This is a genomic window from Enterobacter sp. HK169 (genome assembly GCF_001719105.1).
In the GTDB taxonomy this organism is placed as follows: Bacteria; Pseudomonadota; Gammaproteobacteria; order Enterobacterales; family Enterobacteriaceae; genus Enterobacter; species Enterobacter asburiae_B.
Window position 1 is genome coordinate 3,559,715 of the sequence record NZ_CP017087.1, and the last position, 12,384, is coordinate 3,572,098.

At 57.8% G+C, this 12,384-nt stretch carries 11 protein-coding genes; 1 reads left to right on the top strand and 10 read right to left on the bottom strand.

Annotation, left to right across the window (positions count from 1 at the left end; all coding sequences use genetic code 11):
• Positions 1-27 precede the first annotated feature (27 nt).
• Both EnteroDNA1_RS16915 and EnteroDNA1_RS16920 read right to left on the bottom strand, forming a co-directional pair.
• Positions 28-348, bottom strand: a complete 321-nt coding sequence (locus tag EnteroDNA1_RS16915) for a hypothetical protein (RefSeq protein WP_039262264.1) — start codon at positions 346-348, stop codon at positions 28-30.
• Complete coding sequence (locus EnteroDNA1_RS16920) at positions 348-893, bottom strand: YfaZ family outer membrane protein (protein ID WP_023310269.1); 546 nt, start codon at positions 891-893, stop codon at positions 348-350. Before EnteroDNA1_RS16920 ends, EnteroDNA1_RS16915 begins: the two co-directional genes overlap by 1 nt.
• A gap of 411 nt (positions 894-1,304) precedes the next feature.
• Between EnteroDNA1_RS16920 and EnteroDNA1_RS16925 the strand changes: the two genes are divergently transcribed.
• Positions 1,305-2,663 (top strand): esterase-like activity of phytase family protein, encoded by a 1,359-nt coding sequence (locus EnteroDNA1_RS16925; protein WP_069303628.1) that lies wholly within the window; start codon positions 1,305-1,307, stop codon positions 2,661-2,663.
• Between the two features lie 455 nt (positions 2,664-3,118).
• Here EnteroDNA1_RS16925 and yjiA read toward each other — a convergent pair whose 3' ends face one another.
• The 8 genes from yjiA to hpaX form a co-directional block, all read right to left on the bottom strand.
• Positions 3,119-4,072 (bottom strand): GTPase, encoded by a 954-nt coding sequence (gene yjiA, locus EnteroDNA1_RS16930; RefSeq protein ID WP_069303629.1) that lies wholly within the window; start codon positions 4,070-4,072, stop codon positions 3,119-3,121.
• A 10-nt stretch (positions 4,073-4,082) separates the two neighbouring features.
• Positions 4,083-4,286, bottom strand: coding sequence for a YbdD/YjiX family protein (locus EnteroDNA1_RS16935; RefSeq protein ID WP_003856610.1), 204 nt, complete (start codon positions 4,284-4,286; stop codon positions 4,083-4,085).
• 100 nt (positions 4,287-4,386) lie between these two features.
• Positions 4,387-6,540, bottom strand: a complete 2,154-nt coding sequence (locus EnteroDNA1_RS16940) for a carbon starvation CstA family protein (RefSeq protein WP_023334384.1) — start codon at positions 6,538-6,540, stop codon at positions 4,387-4,389.
• Between the two features lie 191 nt (positions 6,541-6,731).
• Complete coding sequence (locus EnteroDNA1_RS16945; RefSeq protein ID WP_069303630.1) at positions 6,732-7,649, bottom strand: helix-turn-helix transcriptional regulator; 918 nt, start codon at positions 7,647-7,649, stop codon at positions 6,732-6,734.
• Positions 7,650-7,829: 180 nt separating this feature from the next.
• Positions 7,830-8,342, bottom strand: coding sequence for a 4-hydroxyphenylacetate 3-monooxygenase reductase subunit (locus EnteroDNA1_RS16950; RefSeq protein WP_047173281.1), 513 nt, complete (start codon positions 8,340-8,342; stop codon positions 7,830-7,832).
• A 17-nt stretch (positions 8,343-8,359) separates the two neighbouring features.
• Positions 8,360-9,922, bottom strand: a complete 1,563-nt coding sequence (gene hpaB, locus EnteroDNA1_RS16955) for a 4-hydroxyphenylacetate 3-monooxygenase, oxygenase component (RefSeq protein ID WP_033144556.1) — start codon at positions 9,920-9,922, stop codon at positions 8,360-8,362.
• A gap of 232 nt (positions 9,923-10,154) precedes the next feature.
• Positions 10,155-11,045 (bottom strand): 4-hydroxyphenylacetate catabolism regulatory protein HpaA, encoded by an 891-nt coding sequence (hpaA, locus tag EnteroDNA1_RS16960; protein ID WP_069303631.1) that lies wholly within the window; start codon positions 11,043-11,045, stop codon positions 10,155-10,157.
• Positions 11,017-12,369 (bottom strand): 4-hydroxyphenylacetate permease, encoded by a 1,353-nt coding sequence (gene hpaX, locus EnteroDNA1_RS16965; protein ID WP_048978976.1) that lies wholly within the window; start codon positions 12,367-12,369, stop codon positions 11,017-11,019. Before hpaX ends, hpaA begins: the two co-directional genes overlap by 29 nt.
• Between the last annotated feature and the right edge of the window lie 15 nt (positions 12,370-12,384).

The following is a 12,384-nucleotide window of genomic DNA, read 5'->3' on the forward strand; positions in this document are numbered from 1 at the left end:
GCCAGCCGGCAGGTTTTTTTAAAGAGATTATTGCACTTCGATCTTGTCCCAGCCGCTTTTAAACATGCAGCTGTCAACTAACGTATCCCGGCGATATTCATTCGCGTCTTCAACCGTGTAGCTCGTGGAAATATCCTTTTTCTTGTTCTTTTTGTCCGTTTTTTCCGAGCTGGATCCGGTTACGACGTTATCCGGGGGCAGATCGATTAGCGCCTGCGCTTCGCATTCCGTGAGCTTTTTATTCATTTCCGCATCGCTGACGCCCGGTTTCACCCATTTGTACTGGACGCAGCCGGCGAGCATCAGCGTGAGGCTCAGAACGCAAAGCGCGGTCATGCGGTGTTTCATCAGAAGGTGACTCCACCGCCTACATATGCGCCGTCAATCAGCGTGTGGCCAGGACGACCGTCTTTGCCGTCCACGCTCACGTGGCGGTAGCCCACTTTCAGGGTCACTGGCGTAATTGGCGTCCAGCTTACGCCGCCGTTGGCTTCGACGTAGTTTTTCACGCTGTTGTTCAGGCCTTCTGGTGCGACATAGCCTTCACCGTACACGTGGATGCTGTCGGTCAGGGCAACGTTTACGCCGCCGCCAATCGGGAACGCCACGCCGTTATCGCCTTTTTTCGGGCCGAGGTAGATGGCTTTTGCGCCCGCGTTCAGCATCACCGGGCCAAGACCCAGGTTGTAGCCTGCGCCCACGCCGCCGGTCTGGGTACCGTCGTCGGTGTTTTTCAGCCAGTTACTTTCCAGATAAACACCGGATGAGGATTTCCCCATTTCCAGGTTGAGGTTGGTAAAGTTTTTACCCTGCTCAACGGTGCCGCCCATCGCCAGTGCGGAACCCGATACGGCAGCCAGAGCAGAAAGAAGAAGGATATTCAGTTTTTTCATGTTTTTTGCCTCGTCATTAAATTCATCTGGGCGCACCTTAACAAGCGATGTTAATGACTGCAAATGTGATATAAATCGCGGTTTTATACTGATATTGTTAACTTTTTTATTGAAGTTGTTGCAATGATGTTTGATTGTCGGGGTGTCAACAGGGGATGTTTTTAGCGTTTAGGAACCGTTTAGTTTTTTGACTAAACATAAACTGAACGAGGCGGGGATAGTGATTTGAGATGAATTAATTGGGTTTCTAATAATTTCCAAAAATGTTTCGCCTGTCACACAAAACAACAAAGCCTTACATTTCGAGCGATGAATATACGTTCAATCGCGCAGGCCGGTTTCCCTTCCATGTCATTTTTCTGACACGTTTATTCTTTACGTTGTTGGCTTCACTAACTGGATGCTAACAATATGAAAAGAAAAATTATTCCTGTACTTATCGGCTGTGCGCTCTCTTTCTCTGGCCTGGCGGCGCAGCCCACTGCTGAGCGCTATGTCGTCAGCTTCCCTGAAGGCTCCCACGTGAGCTACAGCGGCGCGTTTGCCAGCGCGTTTCCGAACGGACTCCCTGTGGGAATCGGTTCTGGCCTGCTGTTTACGGGCAAGCAGGGCGACGCCCTGACCTTTGCGACCGTGACCGATCGCGGTCCAAACGCCGATGCGCCAAAAATGGGTAAAAACGAAGCCAAAATATTTGTCACGCCAGATTTCGCGCCGCTGCTGATGACCATCCGCGTTCAGAACGGCAAAGCGGAGGCTGTCGACGCCCGCCCGCTGCATGATGATAAAGGCGAGATCAACGGTCTGCCGCTGCAAAGCGGCGTGATTGGCTCCACCAATGAAGTGGCGTTCAGCGACACCCTCAAGATCCTGAAGGGCGACAACCGCGGGCTGGACACGGAAGGCATCACCCCGGACGGCAAAGGCGGCTACTGGCTGTGCGACGAATATGGTCCGTTCCTGATTAACGTCGACAGCAAAGGGAAGATCCTGGCGATCCACGGGCCGCAGGCCGCGGAAGGGGAGAAATCCATCGCGGGCGGCCTGCCAAACATCATCAAATGGCGCCAGGCGAACCGGGGCTATGAAGGCCTGACCCGGATGCCGGACGGGCGGATTATCGCCGCCGTGCAAAGCACGCTGGATATTGACGGCAAGAGCAAAAAGCAGGCGCTGTTTACGCGTCTGGTGAGCTTCGACCCGGCGACCGGGAAAACGGCGATGTACGGTTACCCTATCGACAGCGCGGCCTACAGCAAAAACAGCGACGCCAAAATCGGCGACATCGTGGCGCTCGATGACCAGCACATCCTGCTGATTGAGCAGGGAAGCGATAAAAACGACGGGATGCGTAACCTGATTTACAAGGTGGATCTCAGCAAGGCGAGCGACCTGACCACCTTCGACAAGCCGGGCGAATACCCGGAGTTTGATGATGAGAAAACCCTGGCGCAGCGCGGCATTACCCTTGCGGCTAAAACGCAGGTCGTCGATCTCCGCGCGCTGGGCTGGCAGCAGGAGAAGGCCGAAGGGCTGGCGCTGATCGACAGCAAAACGCTTGCGGTAGCGAACGATAACGACTTTGGCGTGAAGGTGGCGATGCAAAACCCGGTCGAGGGCAAGAAGCTCAAGGATTATCGGGTGAACGCGGAAGGCAAGCTGACGCTGGATGATAAGCCGGTGGAAACCACGCTCGGCGTGAAGCCGCTGAAGAAGCCGGAGTCGGACAGCGAGCTGTGGATTGTGACGCTGCCGGAGGCGGTGAAATAAGTTTACCCTTCTTGCTAAAGGCTGGGGTATCCCCACAAGATAATGCCTGCACAGACGCCCCCTCTCCCTTGAGGGAGAGGGCTGGGGTGAGGGGGAACATACGGCTCTAGTGGTCATTCCGTTCACTTCATGTTCCTTGCTACTCTGTAACGGCATGACCGGTGAACGTGCCAGGGTGGCTCAATCGCCACCACCCTGGCGACCCGGGCTCCCGGCGGTAAATCGCCGCTTCGCGGTACCCTCAGCTTATTCCTTCAGGCTATCGGGTCGGGCATGAGCCTGCATCCCTGCAGGCCACGCCCTCTCGGCGCATCCCTGCGCCTCGCCCCGGCCTTACGGAAACGCCTCGGCGATTTACAGCCGGACCAGGGCGTCGCTGTAAGTCATTAATTAACCTGAAGCAACGTTCATCGCTTCAGGTTAATAAATTACTGGGCAGAGGGGATGCATGGCTGTTATTTCTTCAGACCCGCAAACGCCGCCCGAATTTCTTCTTCCGGGAGTTGGATACCGATAAACACCATCACGCTGTGCGGCGCTTCCTCGCCCCAGGGGCGATCCCAGTCTGCGCTGTACAGGCGCTGCACGCCCTGGAACAGCAGGCGGTTCGGCTCGCCGTCAATCCACAGCATCCCTTTGTAGCGCAGCAGCTTGTCGGCAAACGACAGCAGCAGGTTTTCCATCACGCGCGAAACCTCGCCGATGTCCACCGGGTAGTCCAGCTCCACCACAATCGATGCCACGTCGTTTTGCCTGTCTCCCATAAAGTGGAAGCGCGGTTTTGCGGTGACGTTCTCCTCCAGCATAAAGCCGTTGGTGTTGAACAGCTGAGACAGATCGATGTCGCCATGCGTCACCGTGTAAACCGGCGCGCGAGAGTTAATGCGCGTCAGGCGTTCGCGCAGCTTAACGCTTTCGCCCGCCACGTCGGTTTTGGTCAGCAGGATGCGGTCGGCGTAGCCCACCTGAGACTGGGCGATGGTGAACTGGTTCATCTGCTCGTCGGCGTGAACCGCGTCGACGAGGGCAATGACGCCGTCCAGCAGGTAGCGCTGGCACAGGATCTCGTGAGAGAAAAAGGTCTGAATAATCGGGCCGGGGTCGGCCATGCCGGTGCACTCGATCACCAGGCGGTCAAAGTCGATCTCGCCGCGATCGCGGCTGTCGAGCAGGTCCAGCAGGGCGTCTTCTAATTCGTTAGAGCGGGTGCAGCAGATGCAGCCGTTGGTCAGGGTTTTGATCTGGGTGGCGCGATCGCCAATCAGCTGATCGTCTACCGAGACCTCGCCGAATTCGTTTTCGATGACGGCGATTTTGAAGCCGTGCTGTTCGTTCAGGATGTGGCGCAGCAGGGTGGTTTTACCGGCGCCGAGGAAACCGGTCAGCAGGGTAACGGCAATCGGGGTCATGGTCTCTCCTTTAGCAGCAGCGAACGCCGCCTTCTCCACTTCCGCCGTAGCGCGCTTCCTGACGCTCGCGGAAGAATTCGGTGTAGGTCATGTAGGGCTTATCCGGATGGTTGGTCTTCATATGCTCAACGTAGTTGTCATAGTCCGGAATGCCAATCAGCATTTTCGCCGCCTGACCGAGGTATTTTTTTGCTTCGCCTAAGTTACCAAACATTGTGGGTTCCAGACAGAAAAAGCCCGGCGATGTGAGTCCGCTGGGCTTATGTTCCCCTCACCCCAGCCCTCTCCCAAAGGGAGAGGGGGAGGATTGCGGATTAATGGTGTGAAGAGGTCTTCACGCCGCCTTCCGGCACCGGCACGTACGGGGTTTCTTTATCCGTACGGCCGTCGGCGTTGCGCACGTTCAGCCAGGTTTTGATGCCGTAGAAGATGATGCTGTATACCACCACCAGGAACAGAATGCTCAGACCCGCGTTGGTGTAGTTGTTCACCACGATATGGTTCATGTTGGCAATCTGCTGCGCGGTCAGGTCCGCGCCGCCTGCGGCAATCTTCTCTTTGTACTGGTTAGCCATGAAGAAGAAGCCTTCCAGCTGCGGGTTGGCGCTGAACAGCTTCAGGCCAAGCGCCCAGGTGGTGCAGAGCAGCAGCCACAGCGCAGGAACAACGGTTACCCAGATGTATTTGGTGCGCTTCATCTTCACGAGGACCACGGTACCGAGCACCAGAGCAACGGCTGCGAGCATCTGGTTAGAGATACCGAACAGCGGCCACAGGCTCTTCACGCCGCCGAGCGGGTCGACAACGCCCTGATACAGCAGGTAGCCCCACAGGCCTACGCAGCCCGCAGTACCCAGAATGCCCGCCACCAGAGAGTCGGTTTTCTTCAGGAACGGCACGAAGTTACCGAGCAGGTCCTGCAGCATGAAGCGGCCCGCACGGGTACCGGCGTCCAGCGCGGTCAGGATGAACAGCGCTTCGAACAGAATACCGAAGTGGTACCAGAAGCCCATGTCCGCCCACGGCAGCACTTTGTGGAACACGTGTGCGATACCTACCGCCAGCGTCGGTGCGCCACCGGCGCGGTTCAGCACGGACGGTTCGCCAATATCCTTCGCCGTCTGCATAATCTGCTCAGGCGAAATCACGAAGCCCCAGGAGCTGACGGTCGCCGCCGCGTGTGCGCTCGCGTCCTTCAGCTGCGCCATAATCAGCGCCGCGTTGTCACCGCCCATTTCGTGCAGGTTTGGCATGGTAATGCCGAGGCCCGCAGGCGGGGTGTTCATCGCGAAGTAGAGACCCGGTTCGATAATGGAGGCTGCAACCAGCGCCATGATCGCCACGAAGGACTCCATCAGCATCGCGCCGTAGCCGATCAGACGCGCGTCTTTCTCGTTCGCCAGCAGTTTAGGCGTGGTACCGGACGCAATCAGGGCGTGGAAGCCGGAGACCGCACCGCAGGCGATGGTGATGAACAGGAACGGGAACAGGGCGCCTTTCCACAGCGGGCCGGTACCGTCGATGTACTGGGTTACTGCCGGCATTTTCAGGTCCGGGTTAATCACCAGGATACCGATCGCCAGACCAACGATAACGCCGATTTTGAGGAAGGTCGCGAGGTAGTCACGCGGGGCCAGAATCAGCCAGACCGGCAGCAGCGCGGAGATAAACGCATAGCCAATCAGCGCGAAGGTAATGGTAGTGTCCTTGAAGGTCAGCGCCGGGCCCCAGTACGGGTCGTGCGCAATCACGCCGCCGAAGTAGATAGACGCTACCAGCAGCACGATACCAATCACCGACACTTCACCCACGCGGCCCGGACGCAGGAAGCGCATGTAGATACCCATGAACAGCGCAATCGGCACGGTTGAGCAGACGGTGAAGACACCCCACGGGCTTTCGGCCAGCGCTTTCACCACGATCAGGGCCAGCACCGCGAGGATGATGATCATAATCAGGAAGCAGCCGAACAGCGCGATAGTCCCCGGCACGCGGCCCATCTCTTCTTTGACCATCTCACCCAGAGAGGCCCCGTTACGGCGAGAAGAGATAAACAGCACCATAAAGTCCTGCACCGCACCCGCCAGCACTACGCCGGCGAGCAGCCACAGGGTTCCCGGCAGGTAGCCCATCTGCGCGGCCAGCACCGGGCCTACCAGCGGGCCTGCGCCAGCGATAGCGGCAAAGTGGTGACCAAACAGCACGTAGCGGTTGGTTGGCACGTAGTTCAGGCCGTCATTGTTAATGACCGCCGGGGTGGCGCGCGTCGGGTCGAGCTTCATGACCTTCTGCGCGATGTACAAGCTGTAGTAGCGATAAGCAACAAGATAGACGGAAACCGACGCGACCACGATCCACAGGGCGCTTACGTGTTCGCCCCGGCGTAATGCGACAACCGCCAGACAGAAAGCGCCGAGGATCCCGAGTAAGGCCCAGGGCACGTGCTTCAGTAGTTTTTTAGTATCCATAGTAAGACCTGGTTTTTTATGTAAAGAAAAAAGGGTCAGGGTTCGTTGTGAGGAGTTATTGATTAATGCTGGAGCGATCGTGCCAGATCCTCGCGCGTGTAAAGGACGGTAAATGAATGAGTGGTTGAAAGTGCCGGGTGAGCGGTCAAAGGGGGCGACGAGCGGTTCCGGCTCGCCGCCAGGGGGCGAAATTATGTGATTGAGATCACTTGATTATTCGGGTTACGCTCCACCGCCAGATAGTTCTCCAGCGTTCTAATCAGTTTTTCCTTCAGCCAGTTCGGTTCCAGAATCTGAATGTGGGGCAGCCAGTAGAACAGCAGCGGTAGGATCTGGTTCTCGTGCGCCGCCTGGCAGCGCAGCGTGACGCCGCCCTGCTGCTCCTCCAGCAGCTCCTGTTCCGGCAGAAGATCGCGGCGCAGGAAGTAATGTGAAATATTATCTTTGATAAATATTTTCACCGCGAAAGTATTTTCAGACACCCAGGGATCGAGGCTTTTCTCCAGCAGCTCAAGGACATTTTCTTCGGGCGTGAAGGTCGTTTTCTGAATATCAAACCAGCTAATCTGGCTCAATGAGAAGGATTTCAGGCGGCTATTTTCGGTGGCTTGTAAATACCATATATTTTTTTTGTTAATGAGTTTATAGGGATTAATCAGACGGGTTTTTCCCTTATAAACGATCTGACAAACATTATGGTTTTTAATCGATTTCTCGATTTTCGTTAAATGACGGCGAATATCGCGTTCTACCGTGTGTTCTGCCTCATTGCCAAGAATAAGAATATGGTTTTCGTCAACGCGCGTTTCAAGCTTTTGCCAGAATTCCATATTTCTTTCAGGGAAAAAGCTGTCAGCATTCAGGAAGTTAGCAATGGTGTGATGTAAGCCTTGTCCGCCGGGCGATTGCGCAGAATGGATCAGCCGATATAGCCCGTTACCGGTATGCTCAACAATGGGAGAGAGGGCATTTAAATCCCGGTAGACGGTACGCTCGGTAATTTTAAATTTTTCCATTAGCGCACTGCGGTTTACCACACCGTTTAAATGTAGCTCAACCAGAATATCGACCAGACGTTCAGCCGAGCGGCTCCGCGTCGTTTTAGCCATAAGGTCATCCTGTATATTTAGGTATGCGCTGAATGATGCGGATGCACTGACAAAAGGTGTCAGTATTCAGTCACAGAAAATTTCTCTTATGGGTATATAACGGCGTGATTTAGCGGAAACCTTAGGAGTTTTTGTAGAAAGCGGCGCTGGCCGGAAAAAAAGGCCAGCGCGAAGGGGGGATCACACGGCGGCTTCCGCCTCCAGCATGACCGGGTGGAAACGGCGCTTGAAGTAGATCAGACCGTGTCCCGCGTCACTCAGAATGATGTTCTTAACTTCAACAAGGTAGACAAGATGCGTGCCGATGGTTTGCACCTGGCTAATCTCGCCCTCAAGGCTGGCGAGCGCGCCCTTGAGCACCGGCTGCGCCAGCGGCCCTTTCTGCCAGCAGGAGAGGGCAAAGCGCTCCTCCATCGTCATACCGGTCATCCCGGCGAAATGGCGAGCCATGATCTCCTGTTCGTGGTTCAGCACGTTAACGCACAGCCTGCCGTTGCCCTGAAATACCGGGTTCATGGCGCTGTTGGCGTTGATGCACACCATAACCGACGGCGGGGTGTCCGTGACCGAACAGACGGCGGTGGCAGTAATGCCGCAGCGGCCCGCCTCGCCCTCGGTGGTGATCACATTAACCGCCGCCGACAGGCTGCTCATTGCGTCGCGAAAACGCAGGCGTTGTTCATCTGAATGCATTGCAACCTCCCGCTGCGCTATTTCAGCAGCTTGTCGAGCATGTTGATATCGCTGTTGTTGTGCAGGTGCGGCACCGTCCAGCCGTGCTGGTCGTACTCGGACATGCAGCGGTCGACCATCGCCATCATTTTGTCCATGTTGCCGGAGCTCTGCGCCTGGCGCAGACACTGCAGGCGGATCTCATCCTGGCTGCCGGAGTAGTTGATTTCGTACAGCTCGTGACGGCCGCCAAATTCGCTGCCGATGGCGTCCCACATCAGCTTCAAAATCTTGATGCGTTCGACGTGATCCATGCCGTTGGAGCCGCGCACGTACTTCGCCAGATACTGGTCGATCTGCGGGTTGTTCAGATCCCGGGCGCTGGACGGCAGGTAGATCAGCCCGGACGTCACGTTACGCTCGATGATGTTCTTGATCTTCGCGTAGGCCATCGGCGCCATCACGCGGTAGGTTTGTAGCGCGGCGTGATCCGGCAGATACGCGCCGTTGACCCACGGGGTGGCTTCGGAGCACATGGAGTCACTCAGCGCCCAGAACATGTTGCGCCAGGCCACCACTTCGCCCAGATCCGCCTGCACGCCGCGGAACTCCAGGGTACCGGTGCACTCCAGGGATTTCTTCAGCAGGGCGGTGATGAAGTCGAGCTTCACCGCCAGGCGAACGCAGGCCTGCAGCGGGTACATCCGCGCAAAGCCGCCTTCCATCGTCCAGCGACGGCAGCGGTCGAAATCGCGGTAGATCAGCACGTTTTCCCACGGGATCAGCACATGATCCATCACCAGGATCGCGTCGTTCTCGTCGAAGCGGCTGGAGAGCGGGTAGTCGTACGGGGATCCGGTTGCGCCTGCCACCATCTCGTAAGAGGCGCGGGAGATCAGCTTCACGCCTTCGGCATCCATCGGCGCGACGAACATCAGCGCGAAGTCCGGGTTTTCGCCCATCACCTGCGCGGAGCCGAAGCCGATCATGTTGTAGTGGGTCAGCGCCGAGTTGGTTGCCACCACCTTCGCGCCGCTGACGATAATCCCGGCGTCGGTCTCTTTCTCCAGCTTGATGTAGACGTCTTTCACCTCGTCCGCCGGCTTGTGGCGGTCGATCGGCGGGTTAACGATGGCGTGGTTGAAGTACAGGCCGGTTTCCTGAATGCGGGTGTACCAGTTGCGGGCGTTCTGTTCGAACTGGCCGTAGAAGGCCGGGTTGGCGCCGAGCGCGCAGCCGAACGCGGCTTTGTAGTCCGGCGTGCGGCCCATCCAGCCGTAGCTCAGGCGCGACCACTCGGCGATGGCGTCGCGCTGCTGGCGCAGGTCGTCGGCGCTTTTCGCCACGCGGAAGAACTTGTGGGTATAGCCGCCGCTGCCGGTGTCGGTGCCCCAGCAGAGCGTGTCCTGCATCTCCGGCTTGTGCAGCGCGTCGTACATCTGTGCGATGGAGGCCGCCGCGTTGCGAAACGCCGGATGGGTGGTGACGTCTTTGACGCGCTCGCCGTAGATATAAATCTCACGGCCGTCCTGCAGGCTTTTTAAATACTCTTCGCCGGTTAACGGACGTTTGGCATCAGCGCGGAAATCTTCAGGCTTCATAGGGACCTCGTATCGGAATAGAGTTGTTAAATTTATGTTTTGTTTTTGTTGTTTAATTGAAGCCTGAGAGGGGCGGAACGTGAAGGGACGATTGGGACAACGGCGGGTACTTTTCGGGCTGGATTGGGATTTGTGATCGTTGTCCCCTCACCCCGGCCCTCTCCCCAAAGGGGCGAGGGAGAAATCGTCCCCTCTCCCCTATGGGGAGAGGGTTAGGGTGAGGGGTAAGGTTTTACGACACTGGTACTTTCCGCGCCCGATACGCGCTCGGCGAGCACCCCACTAAGCGGTTAAAAAATCGGGCAAAATAGGCAGGATCCTTAAACCCCAGCTGCCAGGCAATCTCGCTCACCGCGCTGTCGGAGAAGAGCAGCAGCCGCCTGGCTTCCCGCAGCTGGCGGTCGAAGATCAGCCGCTTCGGCGGGCGGTTGGCGAAGCGGCGGCAGATATCGGTCAGGCGGGATTCGGTCAGGTGCAGCTCGCTGGCGTATTCCGGCACCGTCCAGTGCTCATGGTAATGAACGTCAATCAGCTGGGTAAAGCGCTGGAACAGCTTCAGCTCGCCGCGCATGCCGCCCGAAGCGTGGTCGTCGAGCTTCGCGTTGCGCAGCAGCAGGGTAAACACCGCCTGCGCCAGCAGGACCAGGGTATGTTCGCGCCCCGGCAGCTGTTCCGTGGATTCCCGGGCAATGAGCTGCCAGTAGTGCTTCAGCGCCGCCAGCTCGTCCGGCCTGTCGGCCAGCGAGAGGCAGATCCCCGGCAGGCCAAACGCTTCCCGCGTGCCGGGGTAGAGCACCTCCAGCAGCGGCCAGATGAGATCCTCGCGCACCGTCAGCACGTGTCCGTCGCTGTCGGATTCGGTGATAAACGCGTGCGGCACCGACGGCGGCGTGAGGACGAACAGCGGGGCCTGCACCGAGTAGCGGTGATCGTCGAGCTGGAGCTCAATCTGCCCGGTATCGAGAAAGTGCATCTGAAAATACTGGTCGTGACGGTGCGCCTGCATGTCGCGGCCAAAAAAGGCCGCCATGCGCGCGAACGACTGGTAGTGCACATCGTCGGTGCCCAGACTTTCGTCGTACTCCTTGCTGATATCAATGTTGGCGATAGGGCTCTGGCACATGCTCGTTCCTCTGTTGATCCCGCTGCGTCATCGGAATGCGCGTCAGCACCAGCGCGCCGACCACCAGCAGCCCGGCCACAAACCACAGTCCGGAGCTGAAGCTGCCGGTCGCGTCGCGCAGAATGCCGATCAGCAGCGGGCTGACGGCGGATCCGACGTTGCCGATGGCGTTGATCACCGCCAGCGCCACCGCGCGGGACTGCAGGCTAATCACCCGATCCGGCGTGGTCCAGAATATCGCCATGGCGGTAAAGGATCCGGTTGAGGCCATAATGATGCCAAGCAGCTGGATCAGGCTGTGATCGGTGGCCGAGGCCAGCATCCATCCCGCCGCGGCGAACAGGTACGGCAGGATGGTGTGCTTTTTTCGCTCTTTCAGCCTGTCGGAGCGTCGGCTCCACCAGATCATCCCGAGAATGGTGCAAAACTGCGGGATCGCCGCCAGCAGGCCGATGACGATATTGCTGCTTCCCGTGTTGAAGCTTTGCAGGATCTGCGGCGTCCAGATGTTGATGGCGCTGAGCGTGTTGGTCAGGCAGAAGTAGGCCAGCGTGTAGAGCAGCACCGCCGGGGTCAGCACTTCGCGCAGCGTCGATCGCGGCGTGACGGATTGGGCAATGGCGACCTCCTGCTCGCGGGCGATCATCGTTTTCAGCGCCTGCTTTTCGTCGTCGTCCAGCCAGGTGGCCTGATCCGGCGTGTCGTTGAGGTAGAACCAGGTCACCACGCCGAGCACCACGGAGGGCAGCCCCTCCAGCAGGAACAGCCACTGCCAGCCCTTCAGGTTCCACAGCCCATCCATCGCCAGAATGTAGCCGGAGAGGATCGAGCCGAGCATCATGGTCACCGGCATGGCGATCATAAACAGCGCGTTGGCGCGGGCGCGGTGATAGGCCGGGAACCACCATGTGAGGTAGACCAAAATCCCCGGCAGGAAGCCCGCTTCGGCAATGCCTACCAGCATGCGCAGGACGTAGAGCGTTTCAGGGCTGGTGGCAAACATGGTGCAGGTGGAGGCGATGCCCCACACCACCATGATCCCGGCGATCCAGCGCCGCGCGCCGATCTTCGCCAGCATGATGTTGCTCGGGATCCCGCACAGCACGTAGGTGACGTAAAACAGCGTCGCGGCCAGGCCAAACATCGTGGACGTGAGGCCCAGATCTTTGCCCATCGTCAGCCCGGCAAAGCCGATGTTGATACGATCGAGAAACGAAAAGACAAACAGGATAAAGAGAAAGACGATCAGGCGTCGGAACAGCTTGTTAATGGCGCGATGTTCAACAGCTTTATTATCATGGGTTTGCAGGGTAGAGGTCGTCATGGTGCGCTCCAGATC